General features: G+C 62.8%; 16 protein-coding genes. 12 read left to right on the top strand and 4 right to left on the bottom strand.

Annotated elements, in window-relative coordinates; genetic code table 11:
• Positions 1 to 4: 4 nt before the first annotated feature.
• Together trpD and AC1DXU_RS13910 are read right to left on the bottom strand one after the other, a co-directional pair.
• A complete protein-coding gene (gene trpD, locus AC1DXU_RS13915; RefSeq protein ID WP_477369270.1) occupies positions 5 to 1,015 on the bottom strand; it encodes an anthranilate phosphoribosyltransferase in 1,011 nt (336 codons plus the stop codon).
• Positions 1,012 to 2,907 carry a peptidyl-prolyl cis-trans isomerase gene (locus AC1DXU_RS13910; protein WP_477369268.1) on the bottom strand — a complete coding sequence of 632 codons (1,896 nt, stop codon included), beginning with the start codon at positions 2,905 to 2,907 and terminating at the stop codon, positions 1,012 to 1,014. Before AC1DXU_RS13910 ends, trpD begins: the two co-directional genes overlap by 4 nt.
• Before the next feature lie 154 nt (positions 2,908 to 3,061).
• Here AC1DXU_RS13910 and tpiA point away from each other — a divergent pair, with 154 nt between their 5' ends.
• The 5 genes from tpiA to AC1DXU_RS13885 all read left to right on the top strand — a co-directional run bounded on the left by tpiA (position 3,062) and on the right by AC1DXU_RS13885 (position 8,135).
• The gene (tpiA, locus tag AC1DXU_RS13905; RefSeq protein ID WP_477369266.1) at positions 3,062 to 3,832 is read left to right on the top strand and encodes a triose-phosphate isomerase; all 771 of its coding nucleotides are present in this window, start codon (positions 3,062 to 3,064) and stop codon (positions 3,830 to 3,832) included.
• 177 nt (positions 3,833 to 4,009) lie between these two features.
• Positions 4,010 to 4,486, top strand: a complete 477-nt coding sequence (secG, locus tag AC1DXU_RS13900) for a preprotein translocase subunit SecG (RefSeq protein WP_477369264.1) — start codon at positions 4,010 to 4,012, stop codon at positions 4,484 to 4,486.
• 202 nt (positions 4,487 to 4,688) lie between these two features.
• Positions 4,689 to 5,801, top strand: coding sequence for a L,D-transpeptidase (locus AC1DXU_RS13895; RefSeq protein WP_477369262.1), 1,113 nt, complete (start codon positions 4,689 to 4,691; stop codon positions 5,799 to 5,801).
• Between the two features lie 138 nt (positions 5,802 to 5,939).
• On the top strand, positions 5,940 to 7,577 hold the full coding sequence (locus tag AC1DXU_RS13890) for a CTP synthase (protein ID WP_477314960.1): 1,638 nt from the start codon (positions 5,940 to 5,942) through the stop codon (positions 7,575 to 7,577).
• Positions 7,578 to 7,589: 12 nt separating this feature from the next.
• Positions 7,590 to 8,135, top strand: coding sequence for a DUF1697 domain-containing protein (locus tag AC1DXU_RS13885; protein WP_477369260.1), 546 nt, complete (start codon positions 7,590 to 7,592; stop codon positions 8,133 to 8,135).
• A gap of 198 nt (positions 8,136 to 8,333) precedes the next feature.
• Here the strand turns inward: AC1DXU_RS13885 and AC1DXU_RS13880 are convergent, their stop codons facing one another.
• The gene (locus AC1DXU_RS13880) at positions 8,334 to 9,791 is read right to left on the bottom strand and encodes an NCS1 family nucleobase:cation symporter-1 (protein WP_477369258.1); all 1,458 of its coding nucleotides are present in this window, start codon (positions 9,789 to 9,791) and stop codon (positions 8,334 to 8,336) included.
• A 307-nt stretch (positions 9,792 to 10,098) separates the two neighbouring features.
• Here AC1DXU_RS13880 and AC1DXU_RS13875 point away from each other — a divergent pair, with 307 nt between their 5' ends.
• The 7 genes from AC1DXU_RS13875 (at position 10,099) to AC1DXU_RS13845 (ending at position 23,040) form a co-directional block, all read left to right on the top strand.
• The gene (locus AC1DXU_RS13875) at positions 10,099 to 10,401 is read left to right on the top strand and encodes a DUF982 domain-containing protein (RefSeq protein WP_477315135.1); all 303 of its coding nucleotides are present in this window, start codon (positions 10,099 to 10,101) and stop codon (positions 10,399 to 10,401) included.
• A 176-nt stretch (positions 10,402 to 10,577) separates the two neighbouring features.
• The gene (locus tag AC1DXU_RS13870) at positions 10,578 to 10,745 is read left to right on the top strand and encodes a hypothetical protein (protein ID WP_477369256.1); all 168 of its coding nucleotides are present in this window, start codon (positions 10,578 to 10,580) and stop codon (positions 10,743 to 10,745) included.
• A gap of 26 nt (positions 10,746 to 10,771) precedes the next feature.
• On the top strand, positions 10,772 to 11,122 hold the full coding sequence (locus AC1DXU_RS13865; protein ID WP_477369254.1) for a phage tail sheath C-terminal domain-containing protein: 351 nt from the start codon (positions 10,772 to 10,774) through the stop codon (positions 11,120 to 11,122).
• A 379-nt stretch (positions 11,123 to 11,501) separates the two neighbouring features.
• Positions 11,502 to 18,383 carry a hypothetical protein gene (locus AC1DXU_RS13860; RefSeq protein ID WP_477369252.1) on the top strand — a complete coding sequence of 2,294 codons (6,882 nt, stop codon included), beginning with the start codon at positions 11,502 to 11,504 and terminating at the stop codon, positions 18,381 to 18,383.
• Positions 18,384 to 18,720: 337 nt separating this feature from the next.
• Positions 18,721 to 20,781, top strand: coding sequence for an SPFH domain-containing protein (locus AC1DXU_RS13855; protein ID WP_477314948.1), 2,061 nt, complete (start codon positions 18,721 to 18,723; stop codon positions 20,779 to 20,781).
• Positions 20,782 to 20,979: 198 nt separating this feature from the next.
• A complete protein-coding gene (locus AC1DXU_RS13850; protein WP_477269715.1) occupies positions 20,980 to 21,351 on the top strand; it encodes a hypothetical protein in 372 nt (123 codons plus the stop codon).
• 186 nt (positions 21,352 to 21,537) lie between these two features.
• Positions 21,538 to 23,040, top strand: a complete 1,503-nt coding sequence (locus AC1DXU_RS13845) for a winged helix-turn-helix domain-containing tetratricopeptide repeat protein (protein ID WP_477369250.1) — start codon at positions 21,538 to 21,540, stop codon at positions 23,038 to 23,040.
• 816 nt (positions 23,041 to 23,856) lie between these two features.
• Here AC1DXU_RS13845 and AC1DXU_RS13840 read toward each other — a convergent pair.
• Positions 23,857 to 25,812 carry an acetoacetate--CoA ligase gene (locus tag AC1DXU_RS13840; RefSeq protein ID WP_477369248.1) on the bottom strand — a complete coding sequence of 652 codons (1,956 nt, stop codon included), beginning with the start codon at positions 25,810 to 25,812 and terminating at the stop codon, positions 23,857 to 23,859.
• Positions 25,813 to 25,886: the final 74 nt, after the last annotated feature.

Raw genomic sequence — 25,886 nt, 5'->3', positions numbered from 1 at the left:
CGCACTATCCGTTCGAAGTTTCGACCAGCCTGTCGAGCACTTGCAGCGCCCGGCCGCTGTCGATGGCTTGCGCAGCTGCCGCCATGCCGTCGGACAGCGTCGTTGCCCTGCCCGCCACCACCAGTCCGGCGCCGGCATTCATCAGCACCGTGTCGCGGTAGGCACCGGCGGCACCGCCCAGCATATCGCGCATCGCCTTGGCGTTGTAGGCGGCGTCGCCGCCGCGCAACTCGTCCTTGGTATGGCGCTTCAGCCCGACCGCTTCAGGGGTCAGCGTGAAGTGGCGGATCTCGCCGCCGACGAGTTCAGCTACCTGCGTCTCGCCGGTGGTGGTGATTTCGTCATAGCCGTCGCCATGGACGACCCAGGCGTGGTCGGTGCCCAGTGCCTTCAATGTTTCGGCCACCGGCATGATCCATTCCGGCAGGAACACGCCGACCATCTGCCTGCTGACGCTGGCCGGGTTGGAGAGCGGTCCGAGCAGGTTGAAGATGGTGCGGGTGCCGAGCTCGACGCGGGTCGGGCCGACATGCTTCATCGCCGGGTGATGTGCCGGCGCGAACATGAAGCCGACGCCAGCGTCATGGATGCAGCGGCCGATGGTTTCCGGCGGGATGTCTATCTTGACGCCGAGCGCGATCAGCACGTCGGCGGCCCCGGTCAGCGACGACAGCCCGCGATTGCCGTGCTTGGCGACCGGCACGCCTGCGCCGGCGATGACGAAGGCGGATGCCGTCGAGATGTTCACCGAGTGCGAATTGTCGCCGCCAGTGCCGACGATGTCGATGGCGCCTTCGGGGGCGACGACGCGCAGCATCTTGGCGCGCATGGTGGCGACGGCGCCGGAAATCTCGCTCACCGTCTCGCCGCGCACGCGCAGCGCCATCAGGAAGCCGCCGATCTGGCCGGGGGTCGCGTCGCCCGACATGATGATGTCGAAGGCTTCACGCGCTTCCTCGAAGGAGAGCGCGGCCCCGGTGGCGACCTTGGCGATGTGGGTCTTCAGCGCGCTCATCTGTTCAGGGCTTGGGCAACGGCGGCCTGATCGATGCGAACGTCGTACTGCGTCTGCAGCTGCGCTACCAACTGGTCGAGCAGATCGTCGGACATGCCGGAGGTGAAGGATTTCTGCGCATCGGCCGGCACCGAGCTGGCATCGGCTCCGGCGGGCTCGAACACTTCCGCGACCTTGAACAGGATCTGTCCGTCGCCGGTGGGCGAGGGGATCAGTCCGGTCCCGCCTTCGCCGACGCCGAACATCGCGGCCGCCCCTTCTTTGCCGAAATCGACGTCGTCGGCCTCGCGCTTGACGCCACGCTTGGTCTGCTTCTCGAGCTTGAGCTCACCGGCGATCACGTCGAGCGTGGTGCCGGCCTTGAGACGCTTTTCGAGCTCGTCGGCCTTTGCAATCAGCCGCTTGGCCGTTTCCGCTGCCGTCCAGTCGGCCACCACCTTCTGGCGAACTTCATCCAGCGTGCGGTCGCGTGCCGGCGTGATCGACTCGACCTCGTAGAAGACGAAGCCATTGTCGGTCGTGGTCAGCGCCTCATTCTCGGTCTTGGGTTCGGCAGCGAACACCGCCTTGATCAGGTCCGGCGACACCGGCAGGTCCTTGATGATCGTCCCGTCCGGCGATTGGCCGGTGCGATCGATCGCCTCGATGGTTACGTCCTTCAGCTTCAGCTTGGCGGCCGTCTCGGCCAGCGTGCTGCCGGAGGCGCGGGTGTCTTCATAATTGTCGTGCACGTCTAGCAGGATGCGGCTTGCCTCGCCCAGCGCCAGATCCTTGCGGATCTCGTCGGACACCTCGGCCAGCGGCTTCACCACTTCGGGCTTGATCTCGGTGACGCGCAGCAGCACCGGACCAAAGGCGCCCTGCACGACCGGGCTGACTTCGTTGACGGCGAGCGCGAAGGCGGCATCGGCCACCGCCTTGTCGGCGATCTTGTCCCTGGCCAGCGTGCCAAGCAGCGTATCGGCTGGCGTCTTGCCCTCGGCGGTGACGATCTTGTCGAAAGTGGCGCCGGTCTTCAGCGAATCAAGCGCTGCCTTCGCCGCATCCGGCGTCTTGAACACCAGCTGTTCGATGGTGCGCAGCTCCGGCGTCGTGTAGCGGCCCTTGTTCTTGTTGTAGTCGTCACTGACCTGTTGGTCGGTCACCGCGCTGACATCCATGATGTCTTGCGGCTCGAGCCGGACATAGGAGAATTTGCGGTATTCGGGCGCCGCATAGGTTTTCTTGTTGGCATCGAAATAGGTCAGGAGCGCGCTGTCGGCGGGTGCCTCGATCGGCTCGACCAGTTTTTTCGGCAAGGAGAGGTAATCGACGGTGCGGTCCTCGCCGCGGTAGAGCGCGACCGCCTTGAAGAAAGTGTCCGGAGCCTTGAGGCCATCCGAGACCGCCTCGACGATCTGTTGGCGCACCGCCACCTGGGCGCGATTCCTAAGATAGTCTTCCGGCCGCATGCCGACCTGTTGCAGCATATATTCGAATGTCTTGCGGTCGAACTGACCGCTGGGACCCTTGAAGGCCGGATCTTCGCGGGTGAGTTCGGCCAGCCGGTCCTTGGACAGGCCGAGCCCGAGCGTGCGCGCCTGTTCGTCGAGGACGGCGCCCGACACGAGCTGCGCCAGCACCTGGTTGTCGATGCCGAGCGCGGTTGCCTGCTCGCGCGAAATGCGCTGGCCGAACTGCTGCGACATCACGCTGATCTGGCGATCGTAGGCCAGCCGATATTCAGTGATCGAAACGGTCGTGCCGCCGGCGGTGATGACCGAATGATGGCCTGCCAGCACACCACCCACCATCTTGGTGGTGGCGCCCCAGGCCAGAAAGCTCAACACCAGCAGGGACAGCAGTGCTTTCGCGACCCAGGTGCCCGCCGCGTTTCTCAAAATACCAAGCATGGTTACTTCCGATTTTTGCGCATTTTCGCGTGCGCCGAGTCTGAAACAAGCGCAATAGCGCCCTTCCGGCCCACTGTCGATTGCTTTGTGGCTTGATTTTGGTAGTGAGGGCGACAGCTTGATAGAGCCCAATGTCGCCCGGAGAAACAACCCCATGACGCCTGGAATTCGCCCGCTCGTTGCCGGCAACTGGAAAATGAACGGCACCAGCGCCTCGCTCAACGAACTCAGGATGATCGGCAACGGCTTCATGAGCGGGCTCGACGCCGAGACCGAAGCGCTGGTCTGCGTGCCCGCGACCTTGCTGGCGCACGCCGCGGAAATTCTCTCGCGCACCCCGGTCAGGGCCGGCGGCGAGGATTGCCACGCCAAGGAAAGCGGCGCCTACACTGGCTGCATTTCGGCCGAGATGCTAAAGGACGCCGGCGCCAGCCACGTCATCGTCGGCCATTCCGAGTGCCGTGAGCAAAGCAACGAAGACGACGCGACGGTCCAGGCCAAGGCGTCCGCTGCATGGCGGGCCGGCCTCATAGCCATCGTCTGCATTGGCGAGACCAGGCAGGAGCGTGAAGTGGGCGCCACGCTCGACGTGCTGTCGCGCCAGGTCGCCGGTTCGGTGCCGCCGAATGCCACGGCGGCCAACACCGTCATCGCCTATGAGCCGGTGTGGGCGATCGGCACCGGGTTGACGCCGACCGCCGACGACGTCGCCGAAGCGCACGCGCATATTCGCGAAAAACTGACGGAATTGCTCGGCACGGCCGCGGCAGCCAAGATGCGCATCCTTTATGGCGGCTCGGTCAAGCCGTCCAATGCGGTCGAACTGCTTGGCGTGAAGAATGTCGACGGCGCACTGGTTGGCGGCGCCAGCCTGAAAGCGGCGGACTTTCTTGGCATCGCCGAAGCCTATCTAAATATTGGGTAGTCTTGAGCCCGTTCGGGCGGTTGGGCAGGCCTGCGCCGGGGCCGAAATCGTTGCAAAGGGCGCATTGCTTCCCATATTCCGGCCACGGGCTTGGAAATGCCATCAAAGCATTGTATTGAGCCGCCTCCAAATCACCGGCCGTAATCGCGGCCGCGCAAGGCCTTGCCAGGATAATTTATGGAAACCGTACTGATCGTCGTTCACCTCATGGTCGTCCTCGCTCTTGTCGGCGTGGTGCTGCTGCAGCGCTCCGAAGGCGGCGGCCTCGGCATTGGCGGCGGCTCCGGCTTCATGACCGCTCGCGGCGCGGCCAACGCGCTGACGCGGGCAACGGCGATCCTGGCGGCGGCTTTCTTCGTGACGTCGCTGACCTTGTCCATCGTCGCCCGCTATGGCGAAAAGCCGATCGACATCCTCGATCGCGTCCCCGGCACTTCGGGCGGCGTGCTCAACCAGCTGCCCGGCACCACACCGCCGGCGCCGCCCTCCGGCAACAAGGCGCCCACGCCGCCATCGGGCAATGATGCAGCGGCGACGCCTCCGGCGGCAGCACCCGCGACGGCTCCCGCTACGCCGCCCGCCACCGATTCGGCGACACCTCCGACGGCGAATGGCGTCACCTTGCCGGTCACGCCGCAGGTCCCGAACCAGTAGTCGGCAAGCGTCTTGTGCCGCGATCTGTGGTTGTTTGAACACAGTCGCGGCAAATGCCGCACGATCACCGGCATTCGACCGTGCGCCACGCTTGAGGGCGCTCCTTCAGTTCGATTATAGATTGCGCGCGGCACTTTCGGCGTCCTTGGGGGACGCCGGGCGACGCCGTGGGCAACAAGCATTGAACGATCGGATCTTCGCCATGCAGCTTCGCAGCTTCATTTTCGCCGGCCTTTGTGCCGTGCTCGGCCTGAGCGCACCCGCCTATGCGGCCATGCCAACGGGCAATTCGGCCCACAAGGCCGCAGTAACAACCGACATTGTCAACGTCGCCGCCAAGAGCGATGCGGCGCAGCTGAAGCTTCTCAAGAAGAAGAAAAATCCGACGTCGGACGACCTTGCTCAGATCAGCAAGCTTGAAGCCAAGATCGTCGCCGACAAGGAAGCCGCCCGCGTCAAGGCGCTCGAGGCCCGCAAGCTGGCAATGCGCGATGCTGCCAAAGCCAAAGCCGACGCCGAACGCCAGGCCTTCCTGGCCAAGAAAGGTCAGTCCGCAACGCAGGTGGCTGACGCAAAGCCGGCCACGAAGAAGACCAAGATCGTCGAGCCGGTTGACCCGATCGAGCCGATCCAGTCGGCCGACCCGATCCCAGCCGAGGCGATGAATGTCGCGCTGACCGGCAACAATGGCGAATTGCGCAGCGAGCCGATCGGGCAGAAGCCGCAGACCGGCGGGCTTTTCGCCGGCCTGTTCGGCGGCACGTCCTCTTCCTCGATGTCTTTGCTGCCCGAGACTCGTGCTCTCGACCAGGCTCTCGCCAAGCGTGACGCCAAGAAGCAGTTCAAGGTGAAGCCTGAGTTCGTGCCTCAGGAAGTCGAATTCACCGGTTATAGCGCCGGCACCATCGTCATCGACACCAGCGCCCGCCGCCTCTACCTCGTCGAATCGGCCTTCACTGCACGCCGCTACGCCATCGCCGTCGGCCGCGAAGGCCTGCAGTTCAAGGGCACGGTTGCCGTCGGCGACAAGCAGGAATGGCCGCGCTGGATCCCGACGCTCGACATGCAGAAGCGCGAGCCGAAGCACTACGGCCAGTACAAGGACGGCATGCCCGGCGGCGGTCAAAATCCGCTCGGCGCCCGCGCCATCTACCTTTACGACGGCAAGAAAGACACCCATCTGCGCATTCACGGCACCATTGCGCCGCAGTCGATCGGAACCAGCGCCTCCAATGGCTGCTTCCGCATGATCAACGAGCACGTCATGGATCTCTACAGCCGGGTGAAAGTGGGCACCAAGGTCGTCATCATCTGACGCCTCCATCCAGTCTGCCGAAAGGGCCGGCATAGCCGGCCCTTTTGTTTTGGCTTGCACACGATCAAAGCGCCTTCTTGGGAAAAAGCCTTCGCGGCGGTTTTTTCTCTGGCGGAATCAATTCGGCCGCGTTAAGCGATGACTCCCATGGCGCGATATGTATTCATCACAGGCGGCGTGGTTTCCTCACTTGGAAAAGGCATCGCTGCAGCGGCCCTTGGGGCTCTCTTGCAGGCGCGAGGTTATCGCGCACGCATCAAAAAGCTCGATCCCTATCTCAATGTCGATCCCGGCACGATGTCGCCATACCAGCATGGCGAAGTCTTCGTCACCGATGACGGCGCCGAGACCGATCTTGACCTCGGCCACTACGAACGCTTCACCGGCCGCTCTGCCAACCAGCAGGACAACATCACCACCGGCCGCATCTACAAGAACATCATCGAGCGCGAGCGCCGCGGCGACTATCTCGGCGCCACAGTGCAGGTCATCCCGCACGTCACCGACGAGATCAAGAATTTCGTCCTCAACGGCAATGACGACTATGATTTCGTGCTTTGCGAAATCGGCGGCACCGTCGGCGACATCGAGGCGATGCCGTTCCTGGAGGCGATCCGTCAGCTCGGCAACGACCTGCCGCGCAACAACGCCGTCTATGTGCATCTGACGCTGATGCCCTACATCCCGACCGCCGGCGAATTGAAGACCAAGCCGACCCAGCATTCGGTCAAGGAATTGCGCGGCATCGGCATCGCACCCGACATCCTGCTGGTCCGCGCCGATCGCGACATTCCCAAGGAAGAGCGCAGAAAGCTGTCGCTGTTCTGCAATGTCAGGGAAAGCGCGGTCATCCAGGCGCTCGATGTGCCGCACATCTACGACGTGCCGATGGCCTATCACAAGGAAGGGCTGGATTCGGAAGTGCTGGCCGCCTTCGGCATCGACCCGGCGCCGAAGCCGCGCATGGAGCCCTGGCAGAAGGTCTCCAACCGCATCCACAATCCGGAAGGCGAAGTCACCATCGCAGTCGTCGGCAAATACACCGGCCTCAAGGATGCCTACAAATCGCTGATCGAGGCGCTGTCGCATGGCGGCATGGCCAATCGCGTCAAGGTCAAGCTCGACTGGATCGAGAGCGAGATTTTCGAGAAGGAAGACCCGACGCCGTGGCTGGAAAAGGTGCATGGCATCCTCGTCCCCGGCGGCTTTGGCGAGCGTGGCTCGGAAGGCAAGATCCTGGCGGCAAAGTTCGCACGTGAGCGAAAAGTGCCGTATTTCGGCATCTGCTTCGGCATGCAGATGGCCTGCATCGAGGCGGCGCGTTCGCTGGCTGGCGTCGAGCATGCCTCATCGACCGAGTTCGGCCCGACCAAGGAACCGGTCGTCGGCCTGATGACCGAATGGCTGAAGGGCAACATGCTGGAGAAGCGCCGGGAAACCGGCGACCTCGGCGGCACGATGCGGCTCGGCGCCTATCAGGCCGAGCTCACCAAGGGCTCGAAGATCGCCGAAATCTACGGCGACACGCAGATTTCCGAGCGCCACCGCCACCGCTACGAGGTCAATGTCGACTACAAGGAGCGGCTCGAGGATTGCGGCCTGGTGTTTGCCGGCATGTCGCCCGACGGCGTGCTGCCGGAAACGGTCGAATACCCTGACCATCCCTGGTTCATCGGCGTCCAGTACCATCCGGAGTTGAAGAGCCGGCCACTCGAGCCGCATCCGCTGTTTGCCAGCTTCATCGAGGCGGCGGTGGAGCAATCGCGGCTGGTGTAGGCGCTGGCGCCGATGCAGACCTATGTCGCGCTGCTTTACAGCATTGTCCTGGGGCAGGGGCGTCGCCTCGTCATGGTCGATCTCAAGGCGATGGCTGAAGACCTCGGGTTGAAGAACCCGCGCACGCTGGTGGCAACCGGCAATCTGGTCTTCGAGACGCGAGCAACAGACGTCGCCACGCTGGAACAGCGGTTGGAAACGGCCTTCGAAAAGACCTTCGGCCGCCATGTCGACATCATCGTGCGCACCGCCGAGAACTGGCTGGCGCTCGCGGCCGGCAATCCGTTTCCCGAGGAATCGGCCGAAACCGGGGATCAGGTGGCGGTGCGGGTGATGCGAAAGCCTGCGCCCATGGATGGCGTGGCAGCCCTGCAATCCTACGCCGCCGAAGACGAGAAGGTGCTTTCGGTGGGCGGCGACATCTGGGTCGTCTTTTCACGCGACAGGCCAACGTCGCGCCTGCTCGCGGCAATGAACCACAAGCGTCTCGGCATCGGCACCGCGCGCAACTGGAACACGGTGCGCAAATTGGCCGAGATGGTCGAGCAGAAACCTTGACCTTCTCCCCTTGTGGGAGAAGGTGGATCGGCGCGCAGCGCCGAGACGGATGAGGGGTGTTGGAAGAAACGCGGCGTTGAAAAATCAAGCGCTTTCAAGCACCTAGTTCGTCAAGGCCGCAATCCGTCCAGCACCCCTCATCCGACCTCGCTTCGCGAGGCCACCTTCTCCCACAAAGGGGAGAAGGGTAGTCGGCGATCAGGCCTTTGCCGTCTTGGCGCCCGCACCCAGCGCCATGCTGCGCAGCACGTAGTAGATGGCACCGGCGATCGCCACGCCGAAGAACCAGCCATAGACGCCCCACCACGATGGCAGCACGCTGGTGAAGTTGGGCAGGATCGAGGAGAAGATGGCGCCGATGCCGGCGGCGATGAAGGCATTGACGTGCCAGCCGCCCTGGAAGCGGAATTCGCCGTCTTCCCTGTAGAGCGCCTCGACGTCGACCTCGCCCTTCCGGATCAGATAGTAGTCGACCATCATCACCCCGAAGATCGGTCCCATCGTCGCGCCAATGACGTTGACGAAGGAGGCCGCGCTGCCTTCCCAGGGCGCGAAGGGATAGAGCACCAGCGCGATCACGGCCGCGATATAGCCGCCCTTCTTGAAGTCGATCTGCCTGGGAAAGACGTTGGAGAAGTCGAAGGCCGGCGAGACGAAGTTCGCCACCACGTTGATGCCGAGCGTTGCCACGGCGAAGGTCAGCGCCGCCAGCGCCGCCAGGAACCAGCTGTCGAATTTCGCCGAGATCTGGTCGGGGTGCAGCAGCACTTCGCCGTAGACGTCGAAGGCGGCAATGGTGGTGACGCCGGCGACCAGCGAGAACAGGATCAGGTTGATCGGCAGGCCCCAGATGTTGCCCTTGCGCAGCGCCGCCTTATCAGGCGCATAGCGGGCGAAATCACAGAAATTGAGATAAAGCGCCGAGAAATAGGTCACCCAGATCGCCGCTACCGCAAACAGCGATGTCCACGACCCCGGCGTGCCGGGCACACCCGCATCCTTGGTCTTGTCGAGCAGCACATCCATCGGGATGTCGCTGGTGAAGGCAAATCTCCCTGACTTGACGCAGAGATAGATCGCCAGGATCAGCATCATCACCCACACCGCCGGGCCGGCCCAGTCCTGGAAGCGGCGTACCGTTTCCATGCCGTTCTGGATGATCAGCAGTTGCAGCGCCCAGATGACCACGAAGCAGATCACCTCCAGGCCGGTATGGCCGAGGAAATGCGTGCTCGCGTTGAAGTCGGCGAACCATTGCGAGCGGATCAAAAGCGCCACGATCGCGCCGGATGCCGCGGCCGTCTGCGCGCCGTACCAGAAGCAGGCGACGATGGCGCGCACCAGCGCCGGAATGTTGGCGCCCCAGATGCCGAAGGAGGCGCGGGCAAGCACGGGGTAGGGCACGCCGGTCTTCACGCCGGCATAGCCGACCATGTTCATCAGCGCATAGATGATCAGCGAACCGATGCCGATGGCGATGATGAAGTTGACGAAGCCGCCGCAGAACAGGAACAGGCTGGCGGCGAGATAGTAGCCCCACAGGCTGTGGACGTCCGACGTCCAGACGTTGAAGATTGAAAACGGTCCCCAGTTTCGAACCGTCGCCGGCGCGAGATCCTCATTGTACAGGTCAGGCGATGCGCCTTGTATGGTCACTGTGAAGTCCTCCCCTTTTTGCCAAACGCACCACCATGCGTTGGCCGCGCAGGTTAGGCCTGACGCAGGGGAACCGGCAAGCAATCCATTTGCCGGCTTTGGCCTTAAAGATATTCAATGCAAATCGCGCTTATCAAGACAGGCCAAACGTTGGTCACCTAATCTCATTGGCTTTGCCGGCGATTCGAATGCCACCTACTTTGCCCCCAACATTTTTTAGCGGTCGGCTCTTTTTTCTGGAACCAAATGCCCATCCGGGAGTTTAATGGGGTTCGATCGAGCGGAGGCGATCGACCGGGAGGAAATTATGGATCGCTTGCATTTCTTTTCGCCGGTGCGGATTTTACGCGGGCACGGACATCCAGTGGAAGAAGTCGATAGCGTTGCCGAAGCGATGGTGTTCCTGCAGAAATGGCCAGCCGGGCGTCGCGGACCAGTCTACCAATGCGCGCTGAATTGCTGCTCGGCTGCCCTTTCGGGCCGGATGTCTGCCGAAGAAGCAAGGAAGGCTTTTACGGGCTTTGCCCGCATAACCCGTCTGCTTGACGACGACATGGCACTGCCGATGGGCGGCGGAAACATGGACGGCGTATACGCGCTGAGGCGATAGGGTTATTTTTTGTGATTTCGACGCCGCGCCCTGGCGGGCGCCGGCGCAGCTTTGTTTGAGCGCATCAATTCAAGGCTGCGGCCTGTTCGATTGCATGTCACCTCATATACTGTGACAGCGCGCCGGATCTGGCGACGCTTGGCGTAGCGACATCGCCACCGGCCGGAGAACTGACAATGCCCAAATGGCTTAGAACGGTTTTGGGAACGGCCGGCGCCATCGCCATTGCCATCGTCTGGGCGGTTGTCGCCACTTTGATGGGCGCTCCCTCCATTTTGATCACCGTCGGAGCCGTCGCCATAGGCGCGGGCATCTATACCTATCTCAACAGGAATTCAGACTGAGCCACCATCGAGCAGGATCTTGTGCGATGCAGCCCAGGAAATACGTCAACATCAAACCCTTGCTCACCTTTCTTGAGCGGTCGATCTACGCGGATACGCAATGGGTTGTGTTTGAGCCGAACGATGAAGCGCTCTGGGAGCGGGTGAGGGATACGATCCGCCAGTTCCTACGAACACAATGGCGGGCAGGCAAGCTCAAGGGGCTGGCCGAAGAAGAGGCCTTCACCATCATCTGCGACCGTTCGACGATGACGCAAGACGACATTCTCAACGGCCGACTCATCTGCGAGATCGGCGTCGCTCCGCTTCGTCCGGCCGAGTTCGTCATCATCCGACTGTTCCACAACACCGCCAAGGCTGATGCGGACAAGGACTAGCCAGTCGCTTGGGGAATTTCGATGAATTGGCGGCGGTTCACCTTCGCGTGAGAAGCAAGATACACCCAGAAAAAGTCTTGATAAGAAAACCGTGGGCAGCCCTCCTGGTCGAGGCAAGCGAGCGCGCCTCCACCCGCGGGGAATGCGGGGCGAGACAGGGCATTTCCTTCGTTGGTGCCGGTAATATCGGCAAAATGTCACTTTTTGGCAAAAGTACCCCAGTAGTGTCGTAGTACAATCGGGCACTCGCCGGATTTCTTCACGCTACAATCCTCGTCGAGTCCACTTCAGCGGTGCCATTGACAGAAACTTGACTATGGGTCACCCAGAGTCGGTGATGGGGACGGGTCGAACGCGGATGACCCGGGGGGCGGCGATAATGGCGAAGATCAGGTCGGCCAAGGGGTCGAAGTTCGGCCGTGCACGCGCAGTGCGCGCCGATCATTTCGGTCCGGGTGCGGTCGCGGCCGTCGCAGCGTCGTTCCTGTTGTTTGCCCCGAATCCGGCGCTGGCCGCCGTCGTCGTGGGCAGCCAGATACACAACCCCGACACCAACGCACTGGAAACGGTGGTCAAGGACCTCGGTTCGGGTTGGGCGCTCACCGCGGTCACCGTCGGTTCGGTCGTCCACTACAATGCGATCCTGGTCGACGCGCCGGCCGCAGTTGGCAGCACCTATGTCTCCGGGGGCATCACCTACAAGGTCATCAGCTACACGCTGGACCCTGACACCAATCTGATCGTCGACATCAAAGTCGAAAACCAGACCGACAGCAATCATCCACAGACGGTCATCGACGCCTACAAGCCCGATATCTTCGATAATAGCGGCACGGGCGGGTCAGGCCCCGGCAGCGGCACTTCGACCACCGGAAATGGCAGCGTCTTCATCGATCGGAAGACCGGCACGAACGGCGCCGGCGGCAGCAGTGGCTATGGCGTCCATATCGATCTCGGCCTACTTGGCTCCGTCGACATCGGCTATCCAGGCTCCAATGGCGATCCCGGCGGAACCGGCCCGACCGTCAGCCACACGCTGGTCGCCGGGACCGACGGCCCCTACCACTCGAGCGCGGCGGAGCCCAACAAGCCCGGCATCACCGTCGTCTCCATCGGCGGCAATGGCGGCAGCGGCGGCAATTCCTATGGCGGCATCGGCCCCTATGACGGCGGCGGCGCCGGTGCCGGCGGCACTGTCACGCTGATCACCTCGGTCACCATCACCACCGATGGCGCCGGCTCGCACGGCATCTTTGCGCTCAGCAAGGGCGGCCAGGGCGGCATGGGCGGCGACAGCTATATCTTCGGCTCGGGCGGCGGCGGCGGTCCGGCGACAACCGGCGGCACCGTTTCGGTCACCAATAGCGGCGCCATCACAACGACCGGCGCCAAGGCCATGGGCATACTTGCCCAATCGATCGGCGGCGGCGGCGGTTCGGCCGGCGACAGTTTTGGCGTTGTCGGCGTCCCGGGATCGGCGACGGGGGGCGGCAATGGCGGGCTGGTGACGGTCATCAATAGCGGCGCCATCGAGACCAGCGGCAAGGAATCGCACGGCATCTGGGCGCAGTCAGTCGGCGGCAGCGGCGGCAATGCGGGCGATGCCGGGGGCATCGTCGCGCTCGGCGGCAAGCTTGGCGGCGGCGGTGGGACCGGGACCACGGTTACGGTCAACAACAATGCCGGCGGCAACATCACCACCCATGGCATCGGCGCCTACGGCATCCTCGCTCAGTCGATCGGCGGCGGCGGCGGCGCGGCGGGCGACGTCGGCGGGCTCGTTGCCATCGGCGGCTCGGGCAGCGCCGGCGGTGCGGCCGGCAACGTCATCGTCACCAATGCCGCCACCATCATCACTTATGGCGGCATCAATCCCGACGCGAACGACACCGGCGCGGATGCGATCGTCGCGCAGTCAATCGGCGGCGGCGGCGGCAATGGCTCCAGCGGTGGCGGCCTGGTCGCGATCGGTGGCGAGGGCGCCTCGGGCGGCAAGGGCGGCACGGTCTCAGTCACCAATAACGGCACGCTGATCACCATCGGCGAGCGGGCGCGGGGCATCTTCGCCCAGTCGATCGGTGGTGGCGGCGGCAATGGCGGCGACAGCGGCGGCCTCGTCGCGATCGGCGGCAAGGGCAGCGTCACCAGCAATGGCGACACCGTCACGGTCAACAATACCGGCACGATCACCACGACGGGCACCGCGATCCAGGCGGAGTCGATCGGCGGCGGTGGCGGCGATGGCGGCTCCAGCGTCGGGCTCTTCACCATCGGCGGCAATGGCGGCGGCGGCGGCGATGCGGCCAAGGTCACCGTCAACTCTTCGGGAAAGTTGACCGTAACAGGCACGAATTCGATCGGCATCCTCGCCCAGTCGATCGGCGGCGGCGGCGGCAATGGCGGCGGCTCCTATACGGTCGGAACCGGGGTCGCGATCTCCATCGGTGGCGATGGCGGCAAGGGCGGCGCGGCCGGTGAGGTCGAGGTCAACCATGTTGCGACGGCCGGTGACCTCAGCGGACTCATCGCTTCCGACATCGAGACCTTCGGCAACAAGGGCTATGGCATCCTCGCCCAGTCGATCGGCGGCGGCGGCGGCAAAGGTGGCCTTGCGGTGTCGGTTGCGGTCGGCGTCAACAGTCCGGCCAATCTCAGCATCGCGCTGGGCGGCAATGGCGGCGCCGGCAATGTCGGCGACGACGTGCTCGTCAACTACAAGGGTGACATCACCACCCACGGTATCGGCGCCACCGGCATCTTCGCTCAGAGCATCGGCGGTGGCGGCGGTGATGGCGGCGGCGCGGTTTCGGTCAGCGGTGGCGGCGCGGTCAATCTCAGCTTCAGCATGGGCGGCAAGGGCGGCACCGCGGGCGATTCCCAGACGGTGACCGTCAACACCCAGGGCAAGATCGAGACTTGGGGCCTGCAGTCGCACGGTATCCTCGCCCAGAGCATTGGCGGTGGCGGCGGCAATGGCGGCTTCGCCGGCACCGGCGCGGTCGGCGCGATTTCGCTCGGCGTCAGCCTTGGCGGCGGGGCGGGCATTGGCGGCAAGTCGCAGGCGGTGACCGTCAACAACCACGCGACCATCATCACCCATTCGGACGGCTCGATCGGCATCAACGCACAGTCGATCGGCGGTGGCGGCGGCAATGGCGGCTTTGCCATCGCCGGCACGATCGGTGTCGGCGCGCTCTCGGCGGCGATCGGTGGCGCGGGCGCCGGCGGCAGCACCGGCTCGACCGTCACTGTGGACAATCAGGGCGACATCACCACCTGGGGCATCAAGTCTTTCGGCATCTTCGCGCAATCGGTCGGCGGTGGCGGCGGCAATGGCGGGTCGGCGGTCGCTTTCTCGGCGACGGCTTCGCCCGATCCCGCGGAAATCCCGACGGTCGCGATTTCGGTCGCTGTCGGCGGTGGTGGCGGCGATGGCAGCTATGCCGACACCGTCCACGTCACCAATGGCGGTAACATCATCACCCATGGCGCGGACGCCCATGGCATCTGGGCGCAGAGCGTTGGCGGCGGCGGTGGTGCCGGCGGCTACGCCGCGGCGGGGTCCATCGCGATCGGTCCCGGCGGCACGGTGACCGTCGCGGTCGGTGGCACAGGCGGCAAGGGCGGGACGGGCGGCGCCGTCATCGTCGACGCGGGCAAGGACAGCCTCGGCAACGTCATCGCCGGTTCCAAGATCACCATCTACGGTCTTGGCGCGACGGGCGTGCGGGCGCAGAGCATTGGCGGCGGCGGCGGCGATGGCGGCTTTGCCGTCGGCGTCAATGTCGGCATCAACAACAGCGAAGCGCTGAACATGAACATCGGCGTGACTGTTGGCGGCAGCGGTGGCGCTGCCGGCAACGGCGGTGCCGCCACGGTCAACAACTGGGCCGCAATCCAGACCTTTGCCGACAACGCCGCAGGCGTCTTCGCGCAGAGCGCGGGCGGCGGCGGCGGCGACGGCGGCAATGCCATCACGGGCGTCGCCAGCTGGGCAAATGCGACCAGTTCGAGCGCGCAGAGCGTCAACGTCTCGGTTGCAATCGGTGGCAAGGGCGGAGCGGCGGGCGACGGCAGCGACGTCACCGTCCACAATCACGGCAACATCCAGACCGGTCTTATCCCCACCATCGATCCGAATGCGCCGCTGCCGCTTGGTGGTGAGGCCATCGTCACCGGCAACAGCTCCTATGGCATCTTCGCCCAGTCGATCGGCGGCGGCGGCGGTATTGGCGGCCGCGCCAACTCGATCAACGTGCTGGTCGGCAAGGGCGACGCGCCGCCGGACGCCCAGGTGAACGTGAAGATGTCGGTCGCCGTCGGCGGCAATGGCGGCGGCGCCGGCAATGGCGGCCATGTCGTCGTTACCAACGACGGCTCGATCATCACCAATGGTTCGCTGGCGGATGGCATCTACGCCCAGTCGGTGGGCGGCGGCGGCGGCGCCGGCGGCAACGGCCTGCTCGGCACCGGTGAGCTGATCCCGGTCCCGGCAGCGCTGATCGCAAACGTGCTGTTCGGCAAGACCAAGATGTACAGCGATCTCGGTGTCGCCGTCGGCGGCAATGGCGGCAGCACCGGCATTGGCGGCCTCGTCGAGGTCACCAACACTGGCAACATCACCACGAAGGGCAGCAATTCCAACGGCATCTTCGCCCAGTCGATCGGCGGTGGCGGCGGCGTCGGCGGCAAGGCCAATATCGGCGCCACCGGCACTGTCGGCGTCGGCGGCAAAGGGACCAGCGGCGGCGACGGCGGCATCGTCCATGTCATCAACAACGGCAATGGCAAGATCGAGACCTTCGGCGCCGCCTCCAACGGCATCTTCGCGCAGTCGGTTGGCGGCGGCGGCGGCGTGGCGGGCAATGTCGACCGCGTGCTCGAGCAGGCGATGGGGCCGATCCCGGCGCTCAATCTCGGCATCGGCCTGGCCTTCGGCCAGGGCGGCGGCAATGGCGGCTCGGGCAAGAACGTCACTGTCGAGGGCAACGGCGCGATCATCACCCATGGCTCGTCTTCGGCCGGCATCTTCGCCCAGTCGATCGGCGGCGGCGGCGGCATCCTCGGCACGCTCGGCAACGAAATACCGGTGCTAGGGACGATCACCAACTGGGCCGTCGGCAGCAATGGTGACGCCGGCGACTCAGGCATCGTCCATGTCAACTATGCCGGTACCGTCGATACCTATGGCAGCGGCTCCATCGGCATCTTCGCGCAGAGCAATGGCGGCAAGAAAGATGCGACGCAGAACTATCTCGGCAAGGCCGGCAACGTCACCGTCGATCTTGCGGGCTCGGTCGTCACCCATGCGGCCGGCACCAGCGCCATCGTCGCGCAGAGCAAGGCTGTGGAGGGCAATGGCGACGTTGCCATCAACCTCACCAGCACGACGGGCCTGGTGAAGGGTGGCGCCAGCGACGCAAATCATATCGGCGTCGGCGTCTGGGTGCTTGACGGCAACAACAACACCATCGGCAACAAGGGCACGATCACCACTGCGAGCGGCACGGCTGGCGGCTGGGCGATCCTTTCCGGCGCCGGCAAGGAGACCGTCACCAATTACGGCACGGTCACCGGCTCCTTCGATCTCGGCGGCGGCGTCAACAGCTTCACCAGCATGGCCGGCGCTATCTTCAATGCAGGCGCCGACGCCAAGCTGGGCTTGGGTTATCTCTTTGCCGATAGCGGCTATTTCTCGCCGGGCGGCGACAACAATGTGATGACGACAAACCTCGTCGGCAATTGGAACCAGTCCTCGACCGGCGCTTACAAGCTTGACGTCGACCTCGACCCGGAAGCCGACCTCATCAACGTCACGGGCACGGCAGTCCTTGCTGGCGCTGTCGATCTCAACATCATGGACGCGACCGCGGCGAAGCCGGGGAGCCAAACGTTCCACATCCTGCATGCCGATGGCGGAGTCTCGCACACCGGACTGGAACTCAGTTCGGTGGCAAGCGCGGTCGCCCAATATCAGCTGCAATATCAAGACCCTAACGATGTCTATCTCGGCGTCGACATCACCTTCGCCCCGACAGGTCTGACCGGGAACCAGCTCCCGGTTGCGAACGTTGTCAACGCCATCCAGCGCGACCAGAGTTCGCCGAATTTCAAGAAGATCGCCGAGGCGCTGTTCTACATCCCGACGGTCGAGCAGCTCGGCGCCGTCTACGATTCGATCTCGGGCGAGGGGGTTTCCGGGTTCGAGCAACCGCAATTCGGCGCTTATGACAGCTTCTTTGCCTCGATGGGCCGCCAGGCCGATTTCTGGCGCACCGGCCTCGGCACCGACCCGACGGATCACACAGTCACGCCACAGGGGTATGACGAGCCGACGAAACCCAAGAAAGATCCGTTCAAGGCGATGCAGCCCGACCAGCGGCGCTGGAGCTATTGGGCGACCGCCGGCGGCAATGGCGGCGAGATCGGCGGCGACACAGCCGTGGGCAGTGCCGGCACCGCCTACAGGGGCGGCAGCCTCGCAGCGGGCATGGAGTCCGCCGGCGATCCCGACATGCTGATGGGCTTCGCGCTGGGTGGCTCGGCGGGTTCATTTGCCGTCGACGACCGCCAGACGTCGGGCAATATCGTCGGCGCCCAGGCCGGCGCTTATGTCGCGCGCAAATGGGACCAGTTCTATATCGACGGCTCGCTTGCCTTCGGCCTCTACAACAACAACATACACCGCGCCGCGGCGGTGCCGGGCTCGAACGCGCCAATTGATCCGGTGGCAGGCATTACGGCTGAAAACTGGCGCAGCAATTTCCTGAGCGCCGGCTTTGGCACCAACATCGAGGCCGGCTGGCGCCAGCAGGTTGGCGAGGGGGCCATCACGCCTTTCGCCGGGCTGCAGTTCGCTTTCCTGTCGATGGACTCTTTCGATGAAACGTCGCTCGGCGGCGGCGGTTTGGGCCTAAACTTCGACAAACGCATCATCACCTCGCTGCCGGTGTCGCTCGGCCTGCAGCTCGACACCACAATCAACCTCGGCGACAGCGGCAACTCGCTGCAAGCCTGGGGTCGCGCAGCCTGGGTGCACGAATTCCAGCCCGACCGCTCGGTCAAGCCGAGCTTCCAGGCGGCGCCCGGCTATCCGTTCGTGATCGAAGGCGCCGCTGCCGCTGAAGACGCCGTCGCCGTCAATGCCGGCCTGAAGGTGAACTGGAGCAACAAGACCTCGATGTTCGCCGCCTTCGACGGCAAGTTCGGCGAGCGCATGCAGACCTATGGCGGCAATGTCGGGTTCAAGGTGGACTGGTAGGGATTGGACCGACTGGCCAGGTTCCGATCAGAAATAGCGGTGGAAATACTTTTACGATTTCCGCGCGGATTATCTTTAAACCTGTTGGCGCGATACCTACGTCATTACTTGTAGTGTCTATCAAGGCAACACAGATGTGAGATAAGTCACGGCCACGCCGCCCCCACCGGGGACTCGGGACGCGCGGTCATTTTCCCATACAATGAGCAGCCCAAACGTTCGGCACGCCGTTGAGTGCGTCGAGCGCATCGGCGCGCGATCTCCCCGCCTCATCAATCAACACCAACCGGGTAGCCCTCGGGTGAACGAACCCGCGCGCCCCTACAGGAGAGAAGAGATGGACGCCCTACAATATCTCGGCCCGATCGAATGGACGGCGATCGAGGTCGCCGTAACAGTCATCGTGCTGGCAATTCTGCTCCGGTGGAGCGGCGTGGTCCGCTACATCCCCAACGACAGGCTCGGCATCCTGGAAAAACTATGGAGTTTTCGCGGCTCCATCAGCAATGGCTTCATTGCACTCAACCGTGAGGCAGGCTACCAGCCGGAAGTCGTGCGCGGTGGCCTGCATTTCTTTATGCCGTTCCAATATTCGATGCATCGCGCCAATCTTGTCACCATCCCGCAGGGGCAGATCGGCTATGTCTTTGCCCGTGATGGCAAGCCGCTGCCTCCGACGCAGACACTTGCTTCTAACACCGAAGCCGATGATTTCCAGGATGTGCGCGGCTTTCTGGAAAAAGGCGGGCAGAAAGGACCGCAACGCAAGATCTTGCGTGAAGGCACCTATGCCATCAATCTCGCACAATTCATCGTGCTGACTGCCCAGTCGATCTATTCCGTCAATCTGGGTTCGTCGGAACAAAGCCTTTTTTCCAATATGTCCAGCATGATCGCGGAGCGGGGCGGCTTTGAGCCGGTCGTCATCCATAATGCCGATGACATGATCGGTATCGTCACCATCCATGACGGTCCGGCCCTGCCGGACGGCGAGATCATCGCACCGACCGTCGCCAACGATCCGAACGACCCGAACTTCCACAACAATTTTCAGGACCCGGAGAAGTTTCTAAATGCCGGTGGCTACCGTGGCCGGCAGTTGCAGGTGCTGGCCGACGGCAGCTACTTCCTCAATCGCATTTTCGCGACCGTCGAACTGGTCGAGAAGACCATCATCGACGTTGGCACGGTGGGTGTCGTCGTCTCCTATAACGGCCGCCACGGCACGGATATATCCGGGCAGGCATATCGTCACGGCGAGCTGGTCGAAATCGGCGCACGCGGCGTCTGGTCGACGCCGCTACTGCCAGGCAAGTATGCGTTCAACACCTTTGCTGGCAAAATCATCATCGTGCCGACCACCAACTTTGTGCTCAAATGGACGAAGGAGCAGTTTGGCGAACACAGGCTGGACGAGAACCTGTCTGAAGTGTCGTTGATCACCAAGGATGCGTTCGAGCCTGTGCTGCCGCTCTCCGTCGTCGTGCATATCGACTATATGAAGGCGCCGCTCGTGGTGCAGCGTTTCGGCGACATCAAGCGCCTGGTCGAACAAACGCTCGATCCGATGGTTTCTGCCTACTTCAAGAATATCGCCCAGACAAAGACGCTGATCCAGCTTTTGCAGGAGCGCAGCGATATCCAGCGCAAATCGGGCGAGGAGATGCGCGAAAAATTCAACACCTACAGCCTCGAGCTGCAGGAAGTGCTGATTGGCACGCCCCGCGCTGCCGATGGCCAGAACAGCATAGAGCAGATCCTGATCCAGCTGCGCGATCGCCAGATCGCAGTCGAAAAGGTCGAGACTTATAAATTGCAGGAGAAGGCGGCCATCCAGGAACGCACGTTGCGTGAGAAGGAGGCGCTCGCCGAACAGCAAGCCAAGATCACGACGTCGGCACTTACCATCGAGATCAGTGAGAACGAGGGCAAGGCGCAACTCGCCCGCACCCGCCAGGAGGCGGAAACCATTCAGGTCAACGCCAAGGCAGAGGCCGAGAAGGTGCGCCTCGGCGGCCAGGGCGAGGCCGACATGATCAAGGCTATCGCGCTTGCCGATGCCGAACGCATCAAGGCGACCGGTTTTGCGGAAGCCGAGAAGGTGCGCGCCATCGGCCTGGCGGAGGCCGAGGCCACCGAGAAGAAGGTCGCGGCTTTCGGCGGCCCGGACTATCAGCTCAACGCGCAGGTTCTCATGCGCTTCGCCGAGGCGATCGAGAATGGCAGGCTACCGATCGTGCCGCAGATCCAGATCGGCGCCACCGGTGGCGAGAAGGGAGCTGCCAACGGCCTTGTCGAAATGATGCTTTCGATGCTCGTTGCCGACCGGGTTGGACCGCAAATCGTACCGGATGAGATCCCGGCACCCGTTGAGGAGGAATCCGTTGCGGAGGATTGATTGAAAATGGGCCGGTTGTACCGGCCCATTTCTTTTCCATTTTCGTTCACACTAAGGACCGGCCCACGTCGCCCTCACGCTATTTGCCGACGGCGTTGATGCCCGCTGCTGCAGATTGGCGAACTTCTGAATCTTAGGCTAGGCTATAATAGAGGGCGACTAGTAGGGTCGAGTAGACTGCAAGAAGAGGGGAAGCGCTTGGGTCGCATTTTAGTAACGGTCATCGCAGCAATCTGCTTCACGATTTCGGCTGCTTCGGCCGGGCAGGAAGAGAAAAACATCGATTACTTGGCGCGTATGGCGGATGGCAAATTGCATCGGGCTGCAGCGATTTCAGGCAACATCTATGGCGTGTTGAAAAGGTGCCCGGCGCTGAGCCCAAGCCCAAGTGGAAAAGCCATGATGGCTGTCTCCATCCTTTTGTATCACGGGCTAGACAAACACCTGGCACCTAATCCAGCTAAATTCGAAAGGGCTATCCGCGTGTTTGAAGACGCTTACCGCAAGGCTGCTTTGGGTAAGGTTGATTGCAGGGCCGAGAAGGCCAAGGACCGAGATAGTTACCGGTAGATGTGTCATCGATCCAACACCATGGGGAGCCGTTGCCATAGGCGCGGGCATCTACACCTATCTCAACCGGAATTCAGACTGAGCCACCCGGTGCCCTGGGGTTGATGTATAGCCTCGAAAGCGACCCTGGGATTTAAGCGGTGCCGAAACTGTTCCGAAAACTTCCGAAACGTCTAGTATGCCCACATGCAGGGGACTCGCATCGCTTTTGGTCCGTTCGTGCTCGATGCCGACATCGGGACGCTCCTTAAAGAGCAGATCCCGATCGCTGTTGGGCATCGTGGGCTGACGCTGCTTGCTGCGCTTACGGCACGGCCCGGTGAGATCCTGACCAAGGCCGAGCTGATGGAGGCTGCCTGGCCGGGCACCGCCGTTGAGGAAGGCAACCTTACCGTCCAGATCGCGACACTAAGAAAGGCACTTGGTCTGGCTGACAACGGCGGCGAGTGGATCGCCACGGTGCCTCGCGTCGGCTACCGCTTCACGGGGACTGTCGAGCCGGTGGCGAGCGCATTGCGCAGACCGATACCACCGTCCGGCAAGCCGTCGATTGCGGTGCTGCCTTTTGCCAACTTGAGCGGCGATCAGGACCAGCAGTATCTCAGCGACGGCATAACCGAGGACATAATTACGGAGCTGGCCAGGTTCCGCTCCCTCCTCGTCATCGCGCGCAATTCAGCTTTTCAATTTCGCCATCCGGCATCGGACATTGCCGAAGTCCATCGCAAACTCGGAGTTCGCTACCTCGTCGAAGGCAGCATACGAAAGCTCGGTGATCGCATTCGGATCACCACACAGTTGATTGACGCCGCCACCGGTACCCACCTGTGGGCGCAACGGTACGACCGGGCCCTTGACGACATCTTCGCATTGCAAGACGAGGTTGCGGCTCTTATCGCCTCGATGGTCGAAGGCCAGGCGGAGGCCGATTCGGCGAGCCGGACCAGGCGCAAGCCTCCGGCCGATTGGGATGCATACGACTACTACCTGCAGGGGCGCGCGCACTTCTACCGTTATGAACTGGACAAGTCCGAGCCCCTGTTCGTCCGGTGTGTCGATCTCGATACGACGTTCGCTCAAGGCCACGCCTTCCTCGCGCAGGCTCTCGTCGGCAGATTTTGGTACGACCACGATCCGCGGACGCTACAGAAGGCCTGGGACTCGGCGCGGACGGCGCTCGTTCTCGACAGGAGCGATGGCGTCTGTCACCAGAGCATGGGGCTGGTGCTTACGCATATGCGCCAGCACAGCGATGCGGGCGTGCATTTTGAGCAAGCGCGCTCGTTGAACCCGCTGGACGTGAACATAGCGGGGGATTACGCAAGCTGGCTCAACTACGGCGGACGGGCCGAGACGGCGCTGGACGTGCTCGAAACCGCGCTCCTGCGCGACCCGTTACCTCCGATATGGTTCTGGGAGGTGAAGGGCAGCTCCCTCTTCCTGCTTGGAAGGTACTCGGAAGCCGTCGGTTTGTATCAGAAGGCCGGCGACCAATTCTTCATTCATGCCTTCCTCGCAGCGTCCTACGCACATTTGGGCGAGACGGAGAAAGCGCGCGCTGAGGTCGAGGAAGCACTGAAGAGGAAACACGACCTGACTGTCCGGCTGATGTCAGGTCTCCCCTTCGCCGACCAAGTAGCCCTTGAGCTTTTCACGTCAGGCTTCAGAAAGGCCGGCTTTCCCGCGTGAAGGCAGGGTCCAAGGCCAGCTGTGGCTAGGAAAATCGCGCGAAATCACCTAAGTCAGCGAAAAGCCGCAAGGATCGAGGCCGCGCGAGTTCCCGGAAATGCAAGACAAGACAAGCGATTACAAAAGTTTCCGGCTTTCCGTTGCCCCAATGATGGATGGGGACGATAGGTAAATAAAATCAAATGGTTATAGAGGTTCATGTGCAAAAAATGCACACGAAAGTTCTGCTTCTCTTCTATTTTCGTTCCCACGACGAAGCCGCCGACAGCCCTATTTGGACGCTCTTTTGCCGACGATATTGACCGTTCCATTGCGGACGTTCGCTGCGATATCCGTGCCCTTTGTTGTCCGATACGGCGTCCAAGTTGCCTGGGGTTCCTGGAAGCTTTTCGAACTTGCTGTCTTGCGCCTCCAGTCGAAATGCGCGCTTCTGAAGGAGGTTAGGGTCCCTGGATCGCTGTGATGCAACCTTGATTCAACCACTGTGGGGTTCGAGTCGGTATTGCGCTACCGTCTTTCCCCCCGCGCATCGAACTGCCAGTTTAAGCTTCGCTTACGGCTGAGCGAAGAGAGCCTCCACTCACCGCGCCCGCTGAGGGCTCAATCCTCTGCAATCGGCTCATCCCTTGACCCACGACCGACGCGCCATTCGTGAGAAAGATTATGTCCGACTGCTGGCCGCCATGGCTCATGTCGCTCTCCTCCGTCACGCCTCTCTATCTCCCGATGTCCACGAGATCCCCTGGCGCCACACCATGTGTCGGCGCTCACGTTTGCGCCCGATGATCCATGCTGGGAGGTTGTTTGCCGAGTCGATCAACCTAACTGCGGCAGGTTCCTGAACAACTCCAGCGCTTCTGGATTGGCGAGCGCTTCCTTGTTCTTGATGGCGCGGCCGTGCACGACGTCGCGCACCGCGAGTTCGGTGATCTTGCCCGATTTGGTGCGTGGAATGTCTGACACGGCGACGATCTTTGCCGGCACGTGGCGGGGGCTCGCCCCGGTGCGTATTTTCGACCGGATGCGCTTTTCCAGATCGGCATCCAGCTGCACGCCGGCGGCCAACCGCACGAACAGCACGACCCGGACGTCATTGTCGAAATCCTGGCCGATGCACAGCGCTTCCAGAATCTCGGGCATCTGTTCGACCTGGTTGTAGATCTCCGCCGTACCGATGCGCACGCCGCCCGGGTTGAGCGTCGCGTCGGAGCGGCCATGAATGATCAGGCCGCCATGGGCGGTCCATTCGGCGAAGTCGCCATGGCACCAGACATTGTCGAAGCGCTCGAAATAGGCCGCCTTGTATTTCTTGCCCTCGGGATCGTTCCAGAAGCCGATCGGCATCGCCGGAAACGCGTTTGCGCAGACCAGTTCGCCCTTCTCTTGTCTGACCGGTCTGCCGTCATCGTCCCAGACATCGACAGCAAGGCCAAGGCCAGGCCCCTGGATCTCGCCGGTCCACACCGGTTCAATCGGCACGCCGAGCACGAAGCAGGAGACGATGTCGGTGCCCCCGGAGACCGAGGCCAGATGCACGTCCTGCTTGATGCCGTCATAGACGAAGCGGAAGTCCTCGGGCGACAGCGGCGAGCCGGTGGAGGAAATCGCCCGCACACTCGAAAGATCATGCGTGCGGATCGGCTTGAGACCAGCTTTGCGCACGGAATCGATGAATTTGGCCGAAGTGCCGAAGAACGTCATCTTCTCGGCATCGGCGAAACTGAACAGCACATTGCCGTCGGGGTAGAAGGGCGAGCCGTCATAGAGCAGCAGCGTCGCTCCGGATGCCAGGCCCGAGACCAGCCAGTTCCACATCATCCAGCCGCAAGTGGTGAAGTAGAAGAAGCGATCGCCATCGAGCAACCCGGCATGCAGCCGGTGTTCCTTGACATGCTGGATCAGCGTGCCGCCGGCCGAATGGACGATGCATTTGGGAATGCCGGTCGTGCCTGACGAGAACAGGATGTAGAGCGGATGCGCGAACGGCAATTGTTCGAAGGTGACGGGCTTTGCGGCGAAGGGAGACAAGGCCTCCTCGAGTGCATCCGCCTTGTCGATCGTCGCGGCGACATCGGCAGAGGTGCCGAGATAGTCGACGATCAGGATCTTGCGCACGGTGGCAAGTTTCGTCGCGACCGCAGCGATCTTGTCGGCGACTTCGATGGCCTTGCCATTGTACCAGTAGCCATCCGGCGCAATGAAGACGACCGGTTCGATCTGGCCAAAACGGTCGAGAACGCCCTGCTCGCCGAAATCGGGAGAGCAGGACGACCAGACGGCGCCGATCGAGGCTGTCGCCAGCATGGCAGCGACGGCTTCCGGCATGTTGGGTATCATCGCGGCGATGCGGTCGCCCTTTTTGACGCCGAGCGACAGGAAAAGCTGCTGCAGGCGCGACGTCAGCGCATGCAATTCGTTCCAGGACAGCCGGCGCTCGACCTTGTCCTCGCCATGAAAGACGATTGCGTCACCAGAACCGGTCTTCTTCAGCAGGTTCTCGGCGAAGTTCAGCGATGCGTCGGGAAAGAAGGCGGCGCCCGGCATCCGATCGCCGTCGATAAGGATCCGCTCGCCTTTGTCACCGACAAGGTCGCAGAAATCCCAGACGAGGCTCCAGAATGCCTCGCGGTTGTCGATTGACCAGGCACGGAGTTCCGCATAGCTGGAGAATGATGCGTCCGCCTGCGCCGCCGCGGCCTTCAGAAAAGCCGTCATCGGCGCGGCGTCAATCCGGTCCTGCGTCGGGGTCCACAAGGGTGTGTCTGCGGCCATTAAATGTTCCTCCCAAAACTGTCGCGATCAGGGCAGCCGGCTCATGTCGACTGCGCGCGAGATCTCATAGTCGG

It is taken from the genome of Mesorhizobium sp. P3_A10, assembly GCF_056403175.1.
The sequence above is the reverse complement of the archived record's forward strand: the minus strand, read 5'-3'. Positions and strand labels throughout refer to the sequence as shown.